The organism is Bacillus sp. FSL K6-0138, assembly GCF_037982765.1.
Taxonomy (GTDB): Bacteria; Bacillota; Bacilli; order Bacillales; family Bacillaceae; genus Bacillus; species Bacillus glycinifermentans.
This window is the reverse complement of record NZ_CP150286.1, coordinates 1,125,457-1,144,140: the sequence shown is the minus strand read 5'-3', so window position 1 is coordinate 1,144,140 and position 18,684 is coordinate 1,125,457. Positions and strand designations below refer to the sequence as shown.

Below are 18,684 nucleotides of genomic sequence, written 5' to 3'. Positions count from 1 at the left end.
TTAGATTGGAGGATAAGAACGAAAAGGAGGTCATATGATGGATGAAGATAGACTCTAGAATTATAGAAAAGGCCGCTTATTTTCTATCCCTCGTATTTGTGCTGGTTTGGGCAGCGACACCTGAATCCGTTCAAGTCATATTTAAATTTGCATCTTATATCATGCTTAGTCTCGGATTCTTCATGTCCGGATATTTAGATAGAAAAGAGAAAAACCCTATATTGCTGGTTATTGCTTGGGTTGTAATTACTGTCAATATTTTTTAGAAAAACACCGGCATTATGAACTGCACCCCAATTGTTAGACACCATCTAACAATCGGAGGTGCAGTTTTTTATGGCTAAATTTACAGCTGAGGAAAAAATACAAGCGGTCAAAAGGTATCTTGCGGGTAGGGAAGGGCATAAAACAATCGCCAGAGAGATCGGTGTTTCGTCAGGTGTGTTTCAGGTATGGATTCGCAAATACCATTACCATGGAGAAAGTGCGTTTCAAAAACTCTATACAACCTATTCTGTAGAAGATAAACTGAAGGTACTTCACTATATGATCGAAAATGGGACGTCGATCCGTGAAACAGCCGCCATCTTCAATATTCAAGCACCTTCTACGGTGGCTCAATGGCAGAAACTGTTCGAAACCGGAGGAATCGATGCCCTAAAACCGATGAAAAAGGGGCGGCCGTCAATGACAAAGAAAAATCAAAAAAGAACGAAGAAACAAACACCGCAAGAAGGATCAGTGGAAGCCATGCAGGCTGAAATTGAACGTCTGCGAATGGAGAATGCCTACTTAAAAAAGTTGAATACCTTAGTTCAAAACAAGGAAAAATTACAAAACAAGAAAAGGCCCAAGTAGTATTTGAACTAAGGACTGAATTTCCGGTAAAAGCCCTGCTTAAACTGGCTGGAATTCCGCGCAGTACGTATTATTACTGGGTCAAAACCTTCGGTCTTCCAGACAAAGATGCCAAATTAAAAACACTGATTCAATCGATTTATCATGAACATAAAGGCCGTTACGGGTACCGCCGGATACGCGACGAGCTTAAAAACCGGGGATATCAAATGAATCATAAAAAAATATATCGCCTCATGAAGGAACTGGGGTTGAAATGTCTCGTACGGATGAAAAAATACCGTTCGTATAAAGGAGAAACCGGCACGGTGGCACCAAACAGGCTAGAGCGGAATTTCAAGGCGGAAAAGCCGAAGATGAAATGGGTAACAGATATCACGGAATTTAAATTATTTGGGGAGAAGCTCTATTTATCGCCAATGCTTGATTTATTTAATGGCGAAATCATTGCTTATACAATTGGATCCAGGCCAACGTATTCATTGGTATCCGAGATGTTGGAAAAATCATTTGAACAGCTGACAGATAAAGAAAATCTGTTGATTCACTCCGATCAGGGCTGGCACTATCAAATGAAACAGTATCGCCACGCCCTAAAGGAACGAAATATTATTCAAAGTATGTCTCGTAAGGGAAACTGTTACGATAACGCGGTCATTGAAAGTTTCTTTGGTATTTTAAAATCAGAGTTTATCCATTTCAACGAATTTCAAAGCATCGAGCATTTTAAACAAGAGCTCGTAACATATATCGATTACTATAATCACAAACGGATCAAGGCAAAATTAAAAGGCATGAGCCCAGTACAATACCGGATTCATGCCAGTCATGTTACTTGAGAAAATAAGCTGTCTAACTTTTGGGGGTCACTTCATTACCGGTGTTTTTTTGCGGTTCTTTTGATTTTCTAATGACCTCATTAGCGGAAAAGGAAAGCCGTATTATTATGCCATACCAATCAACAAGAAAGCGGTCGAAGTTTAAACTAAAGGAAGGTTACATGATCTTCCGTACACTATCGTAGCATTATCTTATAGAAGCAGGGGAAAACTTAAAAGTGAAACCGTCGGGTATTTTGATCAATTTAAATCCTAAGTACATTGGTATCGACCATTGAAAAAAGGGTTTGCCAACAATTCGCCAACAACTCAGTAATCTGGCCGATTTTAAGAAAAACAATAAAAAAGGAACCCTTGATAAATCAAGGGTTCCCGAGATGGAGCATAGCGGGCTCGAACCGCTGACCTCTACACTGCCAGTGTAGCGCTCTCCCAGCTGAGCTAATGCCCCGTTTGTTTGAGACATGATTTATTATAGATGGTATTTTGAATAAAAGCAAGTGCTTTTTTGACTCAGCCGGGGAAAAGATGTTCTCGAAAGATCATCCGGACATTATTTGCTGATGATATGATTGACACCCGCAATCACAATATCTCTCATGATTTCTGTATAATCATTGTAATCATCGTTTTGGCTGATGAGAATGTCAAACACGTCCTTCATCTTACCGTCTATCATAAGAGTCAATCCTTCGACTTCCTGCCCCGTTTCTCCATTTTCGAATGTTTCTCTCAGAATCGTTATTTTATCAGCCATGCTGCCGCATCTCCTTCATGTTTGTCTGGATGGTTGCCGATGACAATATTTTTATCGCTTTCTCTATCATACCATTGATGGTGTTTTCATGTCTTCTTTCTTTTTTCTGCATCGCAACCAAAAGAAAACGCTGACCCCGGGTCTGGCGTTTTCCTTAGTTGTATAGGTGAACCGCTCTTCATTTTTTCACACAAAATTGAAGAAACCTTTCACATAAATCAAAAATGTCCTCTTTTCGAGCCAAGGCGTTGATCCATTCTTCCGGGATGCCGTTCATGCAATGATGCATGCCTGCCATCGTTCCTGTTAAAAATGAGATTGTGTCTGTGTCCTCGCCCAAGTTGACAGCTGAGAGTACGGCCTCCGCATAATCATCATGGTTGAGAAAACACCACAGAGCCGCTTCCAAAGAATGAACGACATAGCCGTCAGAAAAGATGTCTTTTTTCTGAAGATCCGGCAGCTCGCGGCTGATGATTCTTTCATAAGCCTCATATTCATCTTCGTATTCCGTTCCCGCCAAATGCCTTACACACAGATCCACTGCTTTCCGATATGCATCGGAAGGTGTATCATCGTAAAATAATCTGATCAAAAACTATATATAAATAATGTATCCGAGCGTTGAACGAGGATGGCAGTGCGTTATCATCGCCCAGCGCTCGACCTCAGTTTTCCTCTTTGAAAAATCAGGCTCAATACATAACGTAAAAGCCAACGGGGCGATTCGCATCAATGCTCCGTTTCCGTTGTCAAACTCGGTCTTTCCGCCGCATTCATCAATTGAAGCGCCCCTCTGAAAGCGCTCAATCGCCTCATCGGTCGCTCTCCCGATATCAAACATGCGGCCATAAGGCGTCCAATCCCCTTCACGATAGGCTATAAACTTTTTCATCTATCCGATTTCAGCTTGTCCCTCAATCAAATTCTCCATCAAACACAGCGTTAGCGAAGTATCATCAGACCAGGTTCCAGGCGGCTGGTTGTAAGTCCCGTAGCCGGTCATTTCTTGTATATTACACAGACTCCTGGCTTTAAATTCGACCGGAACTCCCAACGCGTCGCCGATGATTCCGCCGAGGATGGTTTTGGGAGGAGTTTTTCTTTTATAGATAAATCTAGATATACACATTCATCATTTTCAACTGATCTATCAACCATTATTTTTCTGTTCATTTTTAACACCTAGTTTATTTTTGAGTTCTTGAAGGATTATGAATCGTATTAATCAAAGAACCTTATTTCCCCAAAAATAATCGTCGGATTTTTTCTTCTGAATGCAAACTGATATTCGTGGATTTTTTCCATTCATTCAAAATAGAAGTGAATTCTTTTAATTTTTGAGTAAAATTATACAAAACAAGAAATGCACTTGGGGCTTCTCTATCTTTAACTAAATCAATTTTTTGCAGGTCAGGATTTATATAGCAAATATTATATAAATCATCTTTTGATTGTTCTAAGTTGATAGCTATCCTTTTTTCTTTTAAAATTGAAAAATAGCTTTCTCCTACTTTTAAATTTAATAAGTTCTTTAGGAAATCAAAATCATTATCCTCAATCTCTAATATCTTGTTTTGTGTTTCAGTATCTCGTACTCGATCACTTAATACCGATACTGCATATATTCCTAACGCACAAATTGCCTCTTCTCTATCAATAAATTGTTCCTTATTAAATTCATTTCCTCTTTGATTTAAAATTAAATTATATATTTTATTTTCATGATTATTTTGAAGCTCCACAAACACTTCTTGAGAAACGTCATTGCCTACCTTTTTATATACCCTTATTTTATTTTCCGTATGCAGATTTTGATTTTGAACCACAAAATCTTGACCGAGCTTCTCTTGTAATTTATCCATTTCCAATACCACCTTTTTTAACTGAGACTTCCTTTATATATCCTTCGTCTATTAATTGGTTTAGGGAATATGCTTCTCCATTTTCATGATATTTAATATATTGGTTCCCCCACCAGGTCTATCAAACCAAGGAGCAATTTTTCCTCCATCTACTTCAAAAGGCCTTAACACTTCATAAACATAATAATCTGCCTCGTCACTGTGTAACGCAAGCGCTCTTTGTTCATACGGAATTCCTTCTGGAGAAAAGAAGCTCCCACCTGGTCCCCCAAATCTATCAATTAACATGCCCTTTTCTAATTTCATTTTCACCGGCTCGCCCTCAAACCCATTGTGTGGCGGCCAGTTAATATCCCCTGTTTCTTGATTGTAGTATTTAGGGTTATCATATACCTCTTTATATTTTAAATATTTCTCCTCGCTAGGAGGGTAGACCCTGCCTTCTAATTTTGCTTTATCGGCTTCACTGATTTCTTTAACAGTTTTACTGGATCCCTTCTCAACCCGCTGAATCGACTCCTGAATCTTCGCCTTCGAAGCCTTATGAGCATCGTTAACATGCCCATAGAAATCGGAGCCTTTCCGTGCAAGGGTGCCGGCGCCTGCTTCCGATCCCCGGGCGATGTCGCTCAAGGCGTCTGCGCTTTTTGCGAATTGTTTTTTGATGGCGTAGCCTGCGTCGTTGAGTTTGTCCTGGGCTTTCAGGTTGTTGACTCGTATGCGGTTTAACTGATGCTATATTCATCTTAAATGGATTTAGTCACTCTCTTATTTTGTTTCATGATGGGATGCTGCTGACCTACAGTAATTTTTCAAAACAAATCCAGCTCGGATTTGCATACAAAAACGTATGGAGCCTAACCTCTCCATACGTTTTTGTTTTAAACCATATACAAGTCATTATAGCGGACATTCTATTTGCTTTTTTGTACTCCTCATGTTGAATCTTCATTCAACGAAATAGATTAATAGATTAAAATACTTTATTTTATAAATAATTCTATATCATTATTATTAAATTTTTCTGTTAAAATTCCCCTTCGGAGAAACTCTTTCTCTACCATCTTTAATAAATGTAGAGAATAACTTAATCTATACATAACAAAAAGCCCTCTTTTTATATCTAATGGCAGTGTAGTAAATTTCTTTTGTTTTTTTTCATCTATAAAGCTAACTTTTATTTTATCATCAACAATTTCAGCATACACTTCATGCGGCCTAATCACTTTAAAGCTATAGTAATCATCCTCAATGCCTAGATTCTGAAAAAACATCTTTGCTTCTTCAATCGTGTCGATTTGTCTAATAGGATTATTGGTTGTATGAATTTTATTGAAATAAAACTTTCTTAAAGTTTTTATAAAAAAATATTTAATAGCTTCTTTTTCATCATCAAATTTTTTTATGTCTTCTTTTTCTGGTAGTGGTCTTATCTCAAAATTCATTTCAGAATAAACCCAATTTACCCCATCATTCTCTATCTGATTATAATTTTCATAATATCCGCTTTCTTCTTTTATTAGGTTATCATTAACACTGATTTTTATGCCTAATTCGTTAAAAATATGCCTTAATTGATCCCTATTCAACAGTATCTCCCTTTCATTCTATTATTTCAATATAGCCAAAATCCAACAGGTTTTTCACAGTTGCCTTTTGCATGTTACCAAAGTCATCTACGATCTCTAATTGTGAATTGTACTGAATGCCTTCTCCAACTTCGTCAAACCATGGAGCTATTTTCCCAGACCTAACTTGAAATTCTTTGACGACACGGTATTTTGTGTAAGGTTGTTCCGACATGTGTGGTGGCAACGCTCTACTTTCATAACTTGATCCTGCTGGAGAAAAATACTGTCCTCCAGGATTACTTCCAAATCTATCAATTTCCAAGCCAGGTTTAAGAGTTTCTATTTTATATTCTCCATTTACAAAACCGTCTATATTTGGATCCCCATTAGTTCCAGGCCAATTTATTTCACCAGTTTCTTGCTTGAAATATTTAGGGTTATCATAAACATGTTTGTATTTTAAATAGAGTTCATCACTTGGAGCATACTTCCAACCATTTAGCTTTGCCCTATCTGTTTCAGAAATTACCCTTTCTGCTTTATTCGTCTTCTCAACATCTGACCTAATATTTCCTTTTCTAACACCCTTCCCAGTCTCAATCCCCTTCTCAACCCGCTGAATCGACTCCTGTATCTTCGCTTTCGAAGCTTTATGAGCATCGTTAACATGCCCAGAGAAATCGGAGCCTTTCCGTGCAAGGGTGCCTCCGGCTCCTACTTCCGATCCCCGGGCAATGTCGCTCAAGGCGTCTGCGCTTTTTGCGAATTGTTTCTTTGAAAAGCCTCGTCATTAAGTGCCATGGACTTTTAGTCTGCTAATCTGCTTGTAGTTAAAATTCCAAGAAAACACATAGATTTTTTTCATGTGGCTTCTAGACTGCCGTACGTACCGTAAACAATATTACCTTTAAATTGTCATTAAATTAATCTTATCAAGTTACTGCTGTTGCATGAAATAAGAGAACTGGCAAGGCAGATAACAAATTGACTCCTACTCTATCACCTTTGATTTTGAGAAAGTATTTTTAAACGTTTCTAATATATTCTCCTTCAATCGTGAACTTCTTTTTTCGTTTAATCTAAAACGGATAATACTTGTATAAATAAAAACCTTGACTAGCTTTTCTAATCAAGGTTTTACTCATTAAAAGGTTAGATCGTTTTTCAAGTATTGTTGTTCCTTTTTTAAAAAGATATTAAATAAATTAATCAATCTAGCGACATTTTCCTCTGGTGAATGCAATGATGGATTATAGCCATCTTTAGGGGTTAAATAATTGATGAAGCTTTCCATGTCTTCTGGATAATCCATATCAGCATACACTTCAGCAACCTTATTTAGTAATCCCTCAAAATCATCCTGATGTATTTTTTTAAAATGTATCAGAATAGCAAATCTCCATTTTCTTTTTTCATATTGCCAAACATCAGATTCCGGAAATATGTCATCAACATCTGACTCTTTTAATATGTTCTCTAACTTTCTTTCGTAATCATTATCACTTTCTCCCCAAGCGAGTTGAATTATATCATTATTATTAGAATCTGGATGAGCAGTTAAAAACTCAACTGCATAATTAGTTATGTCATCTTGTTCGATTAAGCCAAGCCTTACTCCTACATAAAGCGTTTTCCAATCATAATTTATATTATTTTGCTTTAAAATAGTCATTGAATAACTCATATAATCACCTTAACTTATGGTCTTTGATTTGGATAACCTGTGATTACTCCATTTGGAATAAATCTCCTGTGTGTAACTCCTTTAGTAGGATCGACAATCCACTCGAATATTCCATCTTGGTCTTTAACAGTTGTTATTCTTTCCTTAATCCTTAAATCTTTATTGTAAACGTCTTTATAATCGTAATACTTCATTCCGCCTTCAATTTGATATAACTCTCTTTTTATTCCGTCACCACCAACGATCTCAAATTCAGTAGCATACTGAGTGTAATTGTCTATTATATCATTAAATCCATGCTGACCGTCGGGTTTTTTCAAAGCACTTCCGGAACGTGTAGTGTCGAGTACTGGATGACGGATATTTTCCCCACCCTTCCCAGTCTCAATCCCCTTCTCAACCCGCTGAATCGACTCCTGTATCTTCGCTTTCGAAGCTTGATGAGCATCATTAACATGCCCGTAAAAATCAGTGCCTTTCCGTGCAAGAGTACCTCCGGCTCCTACTTCCGATCCCCGGGCGATGTCGCTCAAGGCGTCTGCGCTTTTTGCGAATTGTTTTTTGATGGCGTAGCCTGCGTCGTTGAGTTTGTCCTGGGCTTTCAGGCTGTTGACCCTCATGCGGTTTGACCAGGTGTTCTTGCTTTCTTTAAGAGATTGTACCACATTTTTCGCTTTGCCTGCGGCTGCTATTTCGCCGATTGTTGCAGTACTTTTGAAGGCTTTTCCGGCTAAACCGGCGGCCGGAAGCATGTCAAGTGCGCCGAACGCGCCTCTTTCAAAGCGTTCGCCAGTGTTTAGCTCGCGCTTCGTCATCCAGTCTTTTCCTGTGGCTGCGCTTGTGATTTGGGCTGTTCCGTATGCGCCTGCTGCGACAATGCCTGCCGGCGCGCAAAAGACGGTGAGGACGATAATGCCTCCGCCGATGATCAGATCCCGCCACAGTTCCTGACTCTTTTGGACGTCGCTGACCGATTCGTACTCAAAGCCGCGGGCGGAAAAGATCGCCTTCGAATAGTCTTCATAGTTTAAATCAATGTCGGGATTTTGTTCTTTAAACGCTTTATATTCTTCGCTCAGCACATGATCAAACGCTGCCGCGTCTTTGAAAATATCGTTTACGGTGATTTCTTCTTTATCTTGCTGGACGGCCGTCTTGTTCATGCCGTAGCCGACATAGGTCGTTTCTTTGGAGCCGATGCGGTTTTTCGTTTTGTAGTTGTGGATTGACATGCCTTCCATCTTGTCTGCAAAAGCGTCGAGCTTTTTGTAAAAAGGATTGTCGATGTGGTCTTCTACTAAGGTGCCTGCTTTCAGGCAGAAATCAGACAGTTTTTGATAATCGCTAAACAGCTCATCGATTTTGCTTTTTTGGCTTGAATGGCTGAAGCTGATGCTGCCGTCGCTGTCTTTGTCATTGATTTTTGATTCGATGTCTTCCAGGAGGTCATTGAGCTGCAAAAGGCCCGATTTCGCTCCGCCCCCGTACTTTCCTCCCGTTAGTGTATCAAGGCCGTCTTTCATGCCTTGCCAGTCTTCGGGACTGTATTTTACATCCATCAGGTGAACACCTCTCTATTTCTGGATCGTGTAGAGTTTTTGGAGCTCTTTATCTGTTTCATACATTTTTTCCATCGCATAGTTGACAATTTGAGCGGCCATCGAATAATTATCAAACAGCTCCATCGTTTTTCCGAGTATCTCCGGATAGCTTTTCATCGTTTTCATGGCTTGTCCGGCTTTATAAAAATGGGTATCTGTGAGCTTTTTGATTTCGGGCTGAACCCCTTCCGCATAGAGGTTACAAATGGTTTGCAGTTTATTTGCAATGGTGATCATTTCTTCAAACTGAAGCTGGATGTTTGTACCTCCGCCTCCTGCTCCGCCTTCGGCATTCATATCATCGCCCTCCCTGCTCTGAAGTTAATGTGCAGCGCGTCATAAATCCGGTTGTTCATTATATAAAGGCTGACCCATTCATAACGGTCCTGCAGCGGATCGATGCAGATAAAGTCTTCGCCCTTTGTGAAGTACAAATTTGTCGTCTGAAATCCGGGGTTTGTCAAGCTTGGAACTGAAGCAAGGTTGAACGTTTCCACAGCGAGAATCTCTTTTTTGTCCAAATCCATTTCCCGAACTTCCGCTTTTTCTTCCGGATTCATCGGTTTTGTCAAGAAAGCGCGGTCTTTTTCACTTGGTCTTCTTCTTAAAAATGACACGTTAGAAATGATCGACAAATAGACTTCTCGTTTTTCCAGATAGTCAAATGTGTATTCTTTGCCTTTGTTTATTTCAGTCAGGACGAGCACGCGTTCCTCATCCTCCGGAAGAAAAGCGCACAAAACGTTATTAAAGCGGACGTATTCTTTGCTTTCTTGATAGCGTTTCAGCATTTCCGTTAAGAAATAAGCGGCACGCGTCAGCTTGCCTTCTACTGTCAGGATTCCTTTTTTGATCAGGCTGTTTTTTGCTTCTGTTGCACAATCAGGCTCGATCAGAGCGAGCTGTTCACGCTCCGGAAGGCCGAAGATGTAGTTCACCCCGGCCGCTCCCGCCAGCACATAGAGCTCTGCCGCCGTCAGCGCATCTATTTTCACCTGCATGTCGTTCCCCCTCATAGATTTTGTATTTCTTTCACTTCGCTGAGCTTTGAAAAATCGCTGATGCTTTTCTCCAGCGCATCCAGTGCGGAGGTATGCTCTTTCAATGCGTCTTTCATATCTGCATTCAAATCGATTATCAGTTCAAGATAGCTTAAAAATGCATCACGGGTTTTCCCGCTCCATTTTCCGCTCTCGATAAACGCTTTTAACTCTTTCGCCTGACTTAGCGAGTCGCTGACATGCTTTTCGATTGCCTTTGCATGGGAAAGAGCCTTACTCGTTTCATTTAGTGAAATGTCAACAGTCTGTCCGCCTACTTTCGATTCAGCGGCGCTGTAGCCGTAATTGTAATAGCCATATCCGTCCATGATTCGGCTGCCCCTCCTCTATGCTTTTTTTTCTTCAGCTTCCGCTTTTGCCTTGTAATGCTCCCATTTGCTTTTGGCCTTCGTCTTTGCCTGCTGAATATCGTCCAGCATGTCGTCAAAATGTATGATCAGCGTCTTTAGTTCGGCATCCTTTATATGACGCGTATCCTCGAATTCGTGAGAAGGAATTTTCATGTCCGGGAGGTTGCTTGTTTTATATGAATTCTTTGCCGATTTGACCTCTGATAGTTTTGATTTGACATCGCTTTCCTTATCAGATAAATAGTCATATAGATTTTTGTACTGATCGCGCTTCCGTTCATACTCTGTATAAGAAATATGAAAAAAGTTACCTACTGAATCCCAAAATCCTTCGCTCACACACAGCGGCTCCTTTCCATTCTCCTAGTCAATACAAACTATTTTCCTCTCGTGGATGAATTTGTAATAGGGCTAATATGTTAATGTTACAGGAAGGTCCCGGACGAATGAATAGGTGAAATGGATTGTTTTTCAGAGAGTGGACAGGAGATGTATAAGTCATAAGTCTTATTAGAAAGGAAAAAGACCGGTATTTTTATCCTGTCTGTTTCGGCATTCCAGACACAAATCTTTAACATTTAAAACAGAGGAAATCTTTCAGGCAGCGTTTAATAATTACAAATGTATCCAAATATTCAAAGGAGTGTTTAAAATGAAGTTAAAACAAGCGGGCGTTTCCCTTCTGTCTGCTTCAGCACTTGCCCTTTCGATCGGCGGTGCAGCTTCCGCCGCGGAGCAGGCGCCTTCAAAACCGCTGCAAGTGTCAAATGTTAAACTGATGGGAATCGAAACGGTCGGGGAGTGGAACAAATCGATTTCAACCACCGGCGGAGAAATCATCCTGGATACGGTCCTCTACAAGTACAATACGGTCATGTCGATCAGCGGCTATCAGGAGGCGCAAGGGACGGCTGCAAGAGTCAGATATCAAATCCGCGAAAGAGTCAACAGCAGCGAAGTGGGTCCTGTTTTGGGCTTTATTGACGTCACAAATGTGAACGGCTATTTCTCAAGGGAGTTCGCCACCAATATTTTGACGGCGGGCAAAACGTATGTGCTCCAGGCGGTCAATAACACATCCGCGCCTGTGTCTTTAAAAGGCAATGCAGTAGTGTATTACGACTAATCCGTTATCCGCGTGTTGCTTAAGCTGCTTCAGCATCCCCTTCTGAGGCAGCTCTTTTCAAAAAATTCGTGTATAATAAACTGTATCATAGAAGCCAAGGAGATGACCGGGATGTATCAAATGCGGCAGTACAGATGCAGGACAAAAAGAAATCGCAACGACCGGAACCGGCTTGTCTAAATTGTTTGATGTCCAGCACAACCGTTTTCTCGTCGTGTATTGCAAAAACTGCGGTTATTCGGAGCTTTATAATAAAGAATCATCCAAAGCCGGAAACAATATCGACTTATTCTTTGGATGATTAGAAAGGATGAATCGGCATGATGGAAAAGTACGGCTTATTTATTGCTGTATTCATTTTCGCTTTATGCGTCCATTCAAATATCATCTTGGAAAATCCTCTGCTTCAAACGGCCGTCAAAACGGTATCTTTAGTTGTGATGGTCGCTGCAGGTGTTGGAGCGTTTGCCAAAAGCCTGAAGCAGCCGTCATAAGGCGGGAGATCCGCTTATCCCCCGCTTTGTGATTCCACGATCTGCTTTATCCATTCCTTCACATCGATGATCCGCTTGTATTTTGGCTTTGAATCGATTCCGGAGATGATCATGGATACGAGCGAATCCTGCTCGTGGAGGGCTCCGTGGCTCGCGCCGCCGATGTGCGTCGGTGACCCCTCGCCGATGAATTCGCAGCCTGGCTTTGCGCTGACGATCAAATAGTCGCCTTCATGTGAAAAACATGAGCTGTACAGCCTTGCCAAAGCATCCGGAAATTTCCCGTAAGCTACGCTTGTCTCTGCAACCGTCAAATCGAGCAATTTGCCGTCGCCTTCCAATGTCCACGATTGCCCGTATTCGTCCGTTCTATCGCCCCCCTGCTTGAATATCAGCTTTCCATCCCGTCCGCCTGATATCACCTCTACGGCATTCTCTTCATTTTTCCAGGCGATAATGTCGATTCTTTCGTCTTTTTTAAGCTGTTCGGCAACCTGTTGCAGCGGCAGCTTTTTTTGATCCAGCGTGTAGATGAACGCCATCCGTTCATTCACGGCCAGAACGATTTCATCATCAGATGTCACGCCTTTTTTCAGCTTTACGATTCGGTAGCGATCCAAAAGACCCCTTAAGTCAATCAGCGCTTCTTGCTTCTTTTCGCTGATCCACGATTGGCCGTTGTCCCCCAACACGATCCAGATGTTTTGCTTTAGCGCGTCTTCCCATGACCGAAAGCTGTTCAAAATCTTTTGTACATGCCTGTCGGCTTTTGCGATTCCTTTTACGTCGTTTCTCCCGTTTTTATGTACATGCTGGTCAAGGTCGGGAAAATATGCGAGAACGAGCGGAGGGACTTGATTTAATCGGATCAGGTGGCTCAATTCGTTCGCTGAAAAGCGGTCATTGAATCCGAATTTTTTCAAAAGGGAAAGGTTTCCCGGATTTATTTTTGAAAAACCTCCGTAAGAAAACAGCTGCGGCGCATTGATTTTCACGGTATGATTCAGCCCCGTCACCCAGGAAGCAAGTACGGGAACATGCAGATAGCCGTCCCTGCTTCCCCTGTGAATGAGCGCATTGATCGAGCATGTTTCAATGCCGTTTTCGGCAAGCTCTTCATGAATCGTTTTCACCTGCTGATTCAAGTGCGTTTGGTTCAAATTATAGAAGATGTCGCGTGATGATTGTTTGATGCCCAGCTTGATCAGCTCGCGGATATGGCTGCCGTAGTTGATGATCCGGTTTTCTTTCTTGTTGAACCAGACGAGGGCCGGCACCTTGTGGCGGTCGCTGTATACGCCCGTTAACAGCGAGCTGTCGACGGTGACGGACATTGTCGGAAACGGGCTGATGACATTCGGTTCATAATGGCCGTTTTCTAGCAAAAATTTCATGGCTGGAGCCTGTCCGCTATTAATCGCCCGGCTGAGGGGCTCGTGCATAAGCGAATCGATCAGCAGCATGATGACAGATTTCTTATTGTCTTCCGCTTTCATAACCCTTATCTCCTTTCTCTCGCAGCCATTCTATCTATTTGGCCGCCGTCATGATCTTTTCCAGTATTTCCTCGACGTCCCGTTCAGACGTTTCGTGCATGTATCGGCTGATGTTTAAGGAATGGCGGACGGTTCCGTCTCTCGAGCTTAAAAAGGATAGCAGCTGTTTTTCAATCGGTTCATCTTTTCCCTTTTTCAGCTCCATGACAAGCCTTTTTTTCTTGAGAATGTTCAGGTTCATTTCCTCCTGACCAGGCAGCGCATCATAAATGAAAACCGGCAGCCTTTTTTCAATACATTCGCTGATTGTCACGCCCCCCGGTTTTGTAATGATTCCCGAGGCCTGCTCGTATAATCGGTTCATTTCGGCTTTGCTTTCGATATAAGGCAGCGGTTTGATGAAAGGATCGTTTGCCCTTTTCACATAGCGGTAGAGCTTTTCGTTTTTTCCGCATAATATGTGGTATACGGCACGCCCTTTAGGCGAGAGCTCCCTCACCAGTTTAAAAATGCCGCCTACTCCCATGCTTCCTCCGGTGATGAGAATGTTGTAGTGCGGTTGCGTTCCCTCTTCTTCCATAAACGCCGCAGCCGTCTTGTACGAATGGTGGATCGGAATGCCGGTTAAAAAGATTTTTCCTTCATCAACTCCTTCAGATATGAGCTGGTCTTTTATGTCTTTGATCGGCGCAAAATGATAATCGATATGTTCCCTTCCCCATATTCGGTTAACGAAAAAGTCCGTATAGACATTCACAACGATCAGCCCGGGATATTGGGCTTTTAGCCGATTGAGCAAATAGGAAGGCAGCGCATGCGTGCAAAATACAATATCGGGTTTTTTTTCGGCAATGATCTTCTGCATGTTCTTTAAAAACATCAGCTCATATATGTAATGGCGTTTCTTCGGGCGATGATTCCCGCACGCCAGAAGATGATAGACGGCGCTGTACACTTTCGGGAAATATTGGATCCACTTCAAGTATGCTGAGGAGGACATCCGTTCGACGCGACCGTACGCATATGAAAAAATATCGATTTTTTCGCATTGGTGCCCTTGGATGCCAGGATTTGTATGAAGCGAATCGGCAACGTGGTGATGGCCGGTCGAAATGCTGAGAAAAGGAAAAATCAGAATCGTTGTCATCTCTATCCTCCATGAAATTGTTTTCCATTTATATTTTTCAAATAATCAAGGCAAAATATAAGTGCATTTTCTGAAATAAAAGGAAGGTGACGACTTGAGAAGCTGTTTTTTGTCAATTTGGAGCGTGATTGACCCTTTTTATTATTTTTTTTCAAGACTGACGCTCATCGATAAAAGCCAATCAAACATTTTTCGCGTCCGCTTAACGAAATACAAAGGGATCGATGTGGTATTAAGCGATGGAACGGTGATTAAAAAGAATGATGTTCTGATTAAAATTCATCTGCATAATATTAAACTGATCAAGGAGATGCAACATATTGAGAGCGCTGTCAGAAGAGGCATTCTCATTTATCAAAAGACGTGTATTTCAATGCCGGCATTGGCGGAATATGTCAACAACCATCGGAAATCGGATCAAATTAAAGGCATTATCGGCATTACGACGCTGCATAAAGGTGTGGAGAGACTCGGTTTCGAAGCTGTTGAGCCTGCAAATCGGTTTTACCGGTTTTTTAAAAAGCTGACGCAAATCCCGATTTTATATTTAACGACTTCTCAATTTTCTTTCCGCGGCATTCCCCCTTCCCGCTATTTGTTTATCTCTAAAGAAAAGCTGTTCAATTCCTATCTGCATAAATAAAAAAAGAGACTGATACTCCAGCCTCTTTTTTTATGAAATATGGTGGAACGTCACTTCAGGACGGCTGCCAATTCGGATATTCGCCCCGGTCTGGCCCAGCCCTTCACTGATGTAAAACGGTTTGTTATGAAGATAGTGAAGCCCTTTGATCATGTTCATGCGGACGAGCTTCCCCATTTTGACAAGGTGATAAGGCTTCGGCCAATGGATCTGTCCGCCGTGAAAATGTCCTGATAGAAGATAGTCAAAATGAAAATCCTTCATCTCGAGGACAACGTTTGGATCATGCGTCAGTACGAGACGGTAGCCATCCTTTACCCCTTTGTAGGAGTCGGTTATATTGCTTCTGTTCGTACTGTAATCATCGATGCCGATAATGTTCAGCGTCTCGCCGCCGACTTGAACGGAGACATTTTTGTTTTGAAGGGTGATACACCCGTTTTCCTCCAATACGCGTTTCAGCTTTTCGAAGTGTTCGCCTTTCAGGATATAGTCGTGATTTCCGAATACAGCGTACATGCCATAGGCGGGTTTGAGCTCCTGAAGAGCTTTCAAGTAGTTTGCGAGTTTAGGAATATTTCTTTTTCGGTCGAGAAAATCGCCGGTTAACGCGATAAGATCGACTTGTTTTTTCTTTGCAAGGTCAAGAATCTGTTTCGGTGAAATCGAAATGTTTTCTAAATGAAGATCTGACAGATGAAGAATGTTGAGCTTCTTCTTGAAAGTGTCGCCTTTCGCACGATCGACAGATATGGTGTTGACTTTCACATCTTTCGTATTGTGATTTGCTTTATATAAAAAAGGAACGAATCCTATGAACAACAATAAAAAAACAACAGCAAAAAACATTTCAATATCTCCTCCCTCCTACCAGTATAGTAAGTCAGGAGGCTGTTTAACAGTGGGAAATATTAGGATGTAAATCTATTGACCTATATAAAAACCGATTTCGTCAGCGAAATCGGTTTTGCATGCGAAGAAAGCCTGCCGCATCAGCGTTCTTCTTACAGCCTGACGCGGAATGATCTTCCACCTCTTACAGAAATAAAGCAAATAATACGATCCCTAAAATGATCCGATAGATGGCAAACGGAACAAGCTTAATTTTGTTGATCAATTTAAGGAAAAAACGGACGACAAACAGAGCAACAATAAAAGCGCTGATAAACCCGGCGATAAAAAACGGCAGAAGATCCGTGCTGAGATATTCCCAGTTTTTGACCAATGACAGCAGGCTTGCCCCCGCCATGATCGGCATCGCCATAATAAACGTAAAATCTGAGGCCGCCCTGTGGTTTAATCCGAAGATGACGCCGCCGGAAATCGTCGAGCCTGACCTTGAAAAGCCCGGCCAAAGGGCGAGACATTGGAAGAGTCCGATGCCGAACGCCTGTTTATAGGTGATCCGGTCGACTGAATCTGTGGCAGGTTTTCTTTTGTTGATCCAGTCGGCGGCAAGCATCAGCACGGCCCCTGCGATCAGGCCGAACGCCACCGTCTTGACGGAGAACAGGTGCTCGTCAATATAATCTTCGAATAGAAATCCTAATACCGCCGCGGGAACGAGTCCGACCGCGATTTGGGCGATCGTCAGGCGGCTGCCTTCTTTTTGGGCTTCCGTTATGTTTTTCTTCATTCCAAGCAGATTCAGAATCCTGTCTTTAAACACGATGGCGACGGCCAGAATCGAGCCGAGCTGAATGACGACTTTAAAGGTATTCGCCGCTTCCGGAGTCAAGATCTCCTTTGACTTCAGCCAGAGATCATCGACGATGATCATATGGCCCGTAGAAGAAACGGGCGCATATTCCGTCAAACCTTCAACGATTCCTAAAATGACTGCAACAATGATATGCCAAATGTTCATAAGTCCTTCCCTTCGCTTGACACGCTTCTTTGTGCCGAAATTTTTAAAACTTGTCTCTTATAGGCATTTATATATGTTTGAACGGCGTTTATGCCGATGAATTATGCGTTGTTCTCGTTCGTTTTTTCATAAAGGTCTGAACGCTGTTTAAACCAGTCAAACAAATGCGTGATCACCACTTTGATGACGGCATATCCCGGAATGGCTAGGATCACGCCGATGACGCCGAACAGCTTGGCTGACGTCAAAAGCACGAAAATGATCGTGACTGGATGGATGTGCAGATTTTTTCCCATAATCTGCGGAGAAATGAATTTCCCTTCAAACAGCTGGACAACGGTCCAGACGATGATCAGTTTCACGAGCATGAACGGAGATGTGACCAAAGCGATAATAATCGCCGGCGTAATTGCGATCGTCGGGCCCAAATACGGGACGATGCTCGTACAGGCAGCAACAAGTGCAAGCAGTGAAGCATAATCAAGGCCGATAATCAAATAACCGATGAACAACAGGCATCCGATGCAGAAGCTGACAATGATCTGTCCCCTGATATAGGAGCTCAGGCGGTGATTCATTTCGGACATGACGACATACGTCTGCTCCCGCAGACGGGTCGGGACAAATTTTAAGATAAACAGCGGCAGCTTTTTGCCGTCTTTTAATAAGTAAAACAGGATAAACGGTACCGTCACAATGGAAATCACGATTTCCGTCACGGCGCCGATGAAGGTTCCGACGCCTGTAAAAGTATTGTTTAATATCGTGCTCGCCTGATCGGATACTTTGCTGGCCAAATCCGTCAAGTTGATGTTCAGCGTTTGCTGGGCCTGGTTGAAAAACTGGCTTCCGATCAGCTGTTTCATTTGGTCTTCGACAATATGGACATACCTTGGAAAATTGTCGACAAGGCTCGTGATCTGTTCTTTCAAAAGCGGAATCACCGAGACGATCGAGATCGTAATAAGCCCGATGATCACGATATACAGAAGAAGGATCGAATAAATCCTTTTTACCTTTTTCCGTTCCAGAAAATCGACGATCGGATTCAGCAGATAATAGGCGACACCCGTCAGCACAACGGGCAGGCCGACCGTTTCAACCAAAACGATAAAAGGGGTGAAAATAAAAGACGCTTTCGTAAATACTAAGATGTTCAAACCGATCAGCAGCAGGACGAGCAAAAACAGTACGAATTTGTTGTCTAAAAAGAACTGTTTAAACCTGCCGCCCCACATATGTAAAGAGTTCATGGCGATCCTCCATTATATTTGATCTTTTTTATAAATTGTACACTATTCCTCCTATACTGAAAAATAAAATCC

General features: G+C 42.0%; 22 protein-coding genes, 1 tRNA gene and 1 pseudogene. 6 read left to right on the top strand and 18 right to left on the bottom strand.

Annotation, left to right across the window (positions count from 1 at the left end; all coding sequences use genetic code 11):
• The first annotated feature begins 41 nt into the window (after positions 1 to 41).
• On the top strand, positions 42 to 266 hold the full coding sequence (locus MHB78_RS06270) for a hypothetical protein (protein WP_046132345.1): 225 nt from the start codon (positions 42 to 44) through the stop codon (positions 264 to 266).
• 70 nt (positions 267 to 336) lie between these two features.
• A protein-coding gene (locus tag MHB78_RS06265) for an IS3 family transposase (RefSeq protein WP_099047013.1) occupies positions 337 to 1,697 on the top strand; the annotation gives its coding sequence in 2 pieces (ribosomal slippage) (positions 337 to 808 and positions 808 to 1,697; 1,362 coding nt in all).
• A gap of 378 nt (positions 1,698 to 2,075) precedes the next feature.
• Here the strand turns inward: MHB78_RS06265 and MHB78_RS06260 are convergent.
• From MHB78_RS06260 to MHB78_RS06200, 13 genes and pseudogenes are all read right to left on the bottom strand, one after another.
• Positions 2,076 to 2,148 (bottom strand) — tRNA-Ala (locus MHB78_RS06260).
• 102 nt (positions 2,149 to 2,250) lie between these two features.
• Positions 2,251 to 2,454, bottom strand: a complete 204-nt coding sequence (locus MHB78_RS06255; RefSeq protein WP_006640628.1) for a hypothetical protein — start codon at positions 2,452 to 2,454, stop codon at positions 2,251 to 2,253.
• Between the two features lie 178 nt (positions 2,455 to 2,632).
• Positions 2,633 to 3,630: pseudogene (locus tag MHB78_RS06250) on the bottom strand (ADP-ribosylglycohydrolase family protein).
• Between the two features lie 62 nt (positions 3,631 to 3,692).
• Positions 3,693 to 4,319: a hypothetical protein gene (locus MHB78_RS06245; protein ID WP_046131339.1), complete on the bottom strand. Its 627-nt coding sequence runs from the start codon at positions 4,317 to 4,319 to the stop codon at positions 3,693 to 3,695.
• Positions 4,320 to 4,379: 60 nt separating this feature from the next.
• Positions 4,380 to 4,952 (bottom strand): glycohydrolase toxin TNT-related protein, encoded by a 573-nt coding sequence (locus MHB78_RS06240; RefSeq protein WP_052948534.1) that lies wholly within the window; start codon positions 4,950 to 4,952, stop codon positions 4,380 to 4,382.
• A gap of 350 nt (positions 4,953 to 5,302) precedes the next feature.
• Positions 5,303 to 5,908 (bottom strand): hypothetical protein, encoded by a 606-nt coding sequence (locus MHB78_RS06235; RefSeq protein WP_046131338.1) that lies wholly within the window; start codon positions 5,906 to 5,908, stop codon positions 5,303 to 5,305.
• Between the two features lie 13 nt (positions 5,909 to 5,921).
• Positions 5,922 to 6,635, bottom strand: a complete 714-nt coding sequence (locus MHB78_RS06230; RefSeq protein WP_052948533.1) for a glycohydrolase toxin TNT-related protein — start codon at positions 6,633 to 6,635, stop codon at positions 5,922 to 5,924.
• Between the two features lie 399 nt (positions 6,636 to 7,034).
• Positions 7,035 to 7,562 carry a DUF2247 family protein gene (locus MHB78_RS06225; RefSeq protein WP_231947382.1) on the bottom strand — a complete coding sequence of 176 codons (528 nt, stop codon included), beginning with the start codon at positions 7,560 to 7,562 and terminating at the stop codon, positions 7,035 to 7,037.
• Positions 7,563 to 7,588: 26 nt separating this feature from the next.
• Positions 7,589 to 9,133: a hypothetical protein gene (locus MHB78_RS06220; protein WP_167543087.1), complete on the bottom strand. Its 1,545-nt coding sequence runs from the start codon at positions 9,131 to 9,133 to the stop codon at positions 7,589 to 7,591.
• Positions 9,134 to 9,148: 15 nt separating this feature from the next.
• Positions 9,149 to 9,472 carry a hypothetical protein gene (locus tag MHB78_RS06215; RefSeq protein ID WP_046131336.1) on the bottom strand — a complete coding sequence of 108 codons (324 nt, stop codon included), beginning with the start codon at positions 9,470 to 9,472 and terminating at the stop codon, positions 9,149 to 9,151.
• Positions 9,469 to 10,176 (bottom strand): DUF5081 family protein, encoded by a 708-nt coding sequence (locus MHB78_RS06210; RefSeq protein WP_046131335.1) that lies wholly within the window; start codon positions 10,174 to 10,176, stop codon positions 9,469 to 9,471. Before MHB78_RS06210 ends, MHB78_RS06215 begins: the two co-directional genes overlap by 4 nt.
• 11 nt (positions 10,177 to 10,187) lie before the next feature.
• Positions 10,188 to 10,544, bottom strand: coding sequence for a WXG100 family type VII secretion target (locus tag MHB78_RS06205; protein WP_046131334.1), 357 nt, complete (start codon positions 10,542 to 10,544; stop codon positions 10,188 to 10,190).
• Positions 10,545 to 10,562: 18 nt separating this feature from the next.
• A complete protein-coding gene (locus tag MHB78_RS06200; protein WP_046131333.1) occupies positions 10,563 to 10,925 on the bottom strand; it encodes a hypothetical protein in 363 nt (120 codons plus the stop codon).
• A gap of 313 nt (positions 10,926 to 11,238) precedes the next feature.
• On the opposite strand from MHB78_RS06200, the gene MHB78_RS06195 reads away from it, so the two are divergent.
• The 3 genes from MHB78_RS06195 to MHB78_RS06185 all read left to right on the top strand — a co-directional run bounded on the left by MHB78_RS06195 (position 11,239) and on the right by MHB78_RS06185 (position 12,206).
• Positions 11,239 to 11,712, top strand: a complete 474-nt coding sequence (locus MHB78_RS06195; RefSeq protein WP_046131332.1) for a hypothetical protein — start codon at positions 11,239 to 11,241, stop codon at positions 11,710 to 11,712.
• Between the two features lie 115 nt (positions 11,713 to 11,827).
• Positions 11,828 to 12,013, top strand: a complete 186-nt coding sequence (locus tag MHB78_RS06190; RefSeq protein WP_082094114.1) for a zinc ribbon domain-containing protein — start codon at positions 11,828 to 11,830, stop codon at positions 12,011 to 12,013.
• A gap of 19 nt (positions 12,014 to 12,032) precedes the next feature.
• Positions 12,033 to 12,206, top strand: coding sequence for a hypothetical protein (locus MHB78_RS06185; RefSeq protein WP_164918174.1), 174 nt, complete (start codon positions 12,033 to 12,035; stop codon positions 12,204 to 12,206).
• A gap of 14 nt (positions 12,207 to 12,220) precedes the next feature.
• Here MHB78_RS06185 and MHB78_RS06180 read toward each other — a convergent pair whose 3' ends face one another.
• Together MHB78_RS06180 and MHB78_RS06175 are read right to left on the bottom strand one after the other, a co-directional pair.
• On the bottom strand, positions 12,221 to 13,702 hold the full coding sequence (locus tag MHB78_RS06180; RefSeq protein WP_046131331.1) for an alkaline phosphatase family protein: 1,482 nt from the start codon (positions 13,700 to 13,702) through the stop codon (positions 12,221 to 12,223).
• Between the two features lie 34 nt (positions 13,703 to 13,736).
• Positions 13,737 to 14,849, bottom strand: coding sequence for a glycosyl transferase (locus MHB78_RS06175; protein ID WP_046131330.1), 1,113 nt, complete (start codon positions 14,847 to 14,849; stop codon positions 13,737 to 13,739).
• A 94-nt stretch (positions 14,850 to 14,943) separates the two neighbouring features.
• Here MHB78_RS06175 and MHB78_RS06170 point away from each other — a divergent pair, with 94 nt between their 5' ends.
• On the top strand, positions 14,944 to 15,492 hold the full coding sequence (locus MHB78_RS06170) for a hypothetical protein (RefSeq protein ID WP_046131329.1): 549 nt from the start codon (positions 14,944 to 14,946) through the stop codon (positions 15,490 to 15,492).
• Positions 15,493 to 15,522: 30 nt separating this feature from the next.
• On the opposite strand, the gene MHB78_RS06165 is transcribed toward MHB78_RS06170, so the two are convergent.
• The 3 genes from MHB78_RS06165 to MHB78_RS06155 form a co-directional block, all read right to left on the bottom strand.
• Positions 15,523 to 16,341 (bottom strand): metallophosphoesterase, encoded by an 819-nt coding sequence (locus MHB78_RS06165; protein WP_046131328.1) that lies wholly within the window; start codon positions 16,339 to 16,341, stop codon positions 15,523 to 15,525.
• 187 nt (positions 16,342 to 16,528) lie between these two features.
• A complete protein-coding gene (locus MHB78_RS06160; protein WP_340033748.1) occupies positions 16,529 to 17,359 on the bottom strand; it encodes an undecaprenyl-diphosphate phosphatase in 831 nt (276 codons plus the stop codon).
• A gap of 101 nt (positions 17,360 to 17,460) precedes the next feature.
• Entirely contained in the window at positions 17,461 to 18,612 is a 1,152-nt protein-coding gene (locus tag MHB78_RS06155; RefSeq protein ID WP_046131326.1) for an AI-2E family transporter, read from the bottom strand.
• Positions 18,613 to 18,684 lie beyond the last annotated feature (72 nt).

What these genes read in the sequence shown, in the direction of transcription:
- MHB78_RS06180 (WP_046131331.1), bottom strand. Translation starts at nt 13,702, where the DNA reads ATGAAAGCGGAAGACAATAAGAAATCTGTCATCATGCTGCTGATCGAT.
- MHB78_RS06160 (WP_340033748.1), bottom strand. Translation starts at nt 17,359, where the DNA reads ATGAACATTTGGCATATCATTGTTGCAGTCATTTTAGGAATCGTTGAA.
- MHB78_RS06155 (WP_046131326.1), bottom strand. Translation starts at nt 18,612, where the DNA reads ATGAACTCTTTACATATGTGGGGCGGCAGGTTTAAACAGTTCTTTTTA.
- MHB78_RS06175 (WP_046131330.1), bottom strand. Translation starts at nt 14,849, where the DNA reads ATGACAACGATTCTGATTTTTCCTTTTCTCAGCATTTCGACCGGCCAT.
- MHB78_RS06165 (WP_046131328.1), bottom strand. Translation starts at nt 16,341, where the DNA reads ATGTTTTTTGCTGTTGTTTTTTTATTGTTGTTCATAGGATTCGTTCCT.
- MHB78_RS06255 (WP_006640628.1), bottom strand. Translation starts at nt 2,454, where the DNA reads ATGGCTGATAAAATAACGATTCTGAGAGAAACATTCGAAAATGGAGAA.
- MHB78_RS06210 (WP_046131335.1), bottom strand. Translation starts at nt 10,176, where the DNA reads ATGCAGGTGAAAATAGATGCGCTGACGGCGGCAGAGCTCTATGTGCTG.
- MHB78_RS06245 (WP_046131339.1), bottom strand. Translation starts at nt 4,319, where the DNA reads ATGGATAAATTACAAGAGAAGCTCGGTCAAGATTTTGTGGTTCAAAAT.
- MHB78_RS06195 (WP_046131332.1), top strand. Translation starts at nt 11,239, where the DNA reads ATGAAGTTAAAACAAGCGGGCGTTTCCCTTCTGTCTGCTTCAGCACTT.
- MHB78_RS06225 (WP_231947382.1), bottom strand. Translation starts at nt 7,562, where the DNA reads ATGACTATTTTAAAGCAAAATAATATAAATTATGATTGGAAAACGCTT.
- MHB78_RS06270 (WP_046132345.1), top strand. Translation starts at nt 42, where the DNA reads ATGAAGATAGACTCTAGAATTATAGAAAAGGCCGCTTATTTTCTATCC.
- MHB78_RS06220 (WP_167543087.1), bottom strand. Translation starts at nt 9,133, where the DNA reads ATGGATGTAAAATACAGTCCCGAAGACTGGCAAGGCATGAAAGACGGC.
- MHB78_RS06185 (WP_164918174.1), top strand. Translation starts at nt 12,033, where the DNA reads ATGATGGAAAAGTACGGCTTATTTATTGCTGTATTCATTTTCGCTTTA.
- MHB78_RS06215 (WP_046131336.1), bottom strand. Translation starts at nt 9,472, where the DNA reads ATGAATGCCGAAGGCGGAGCAGGAGGCGGAGGTACAAACATCCAGCTT.
- MHB78_RS06205 (WP_046131334.1), bottom strand. Translation starts at nt 10,544, where the DNA reads ATGGACGGATATGGCTATTACAATTACGGCTACAGCGCCGCTGAATCG.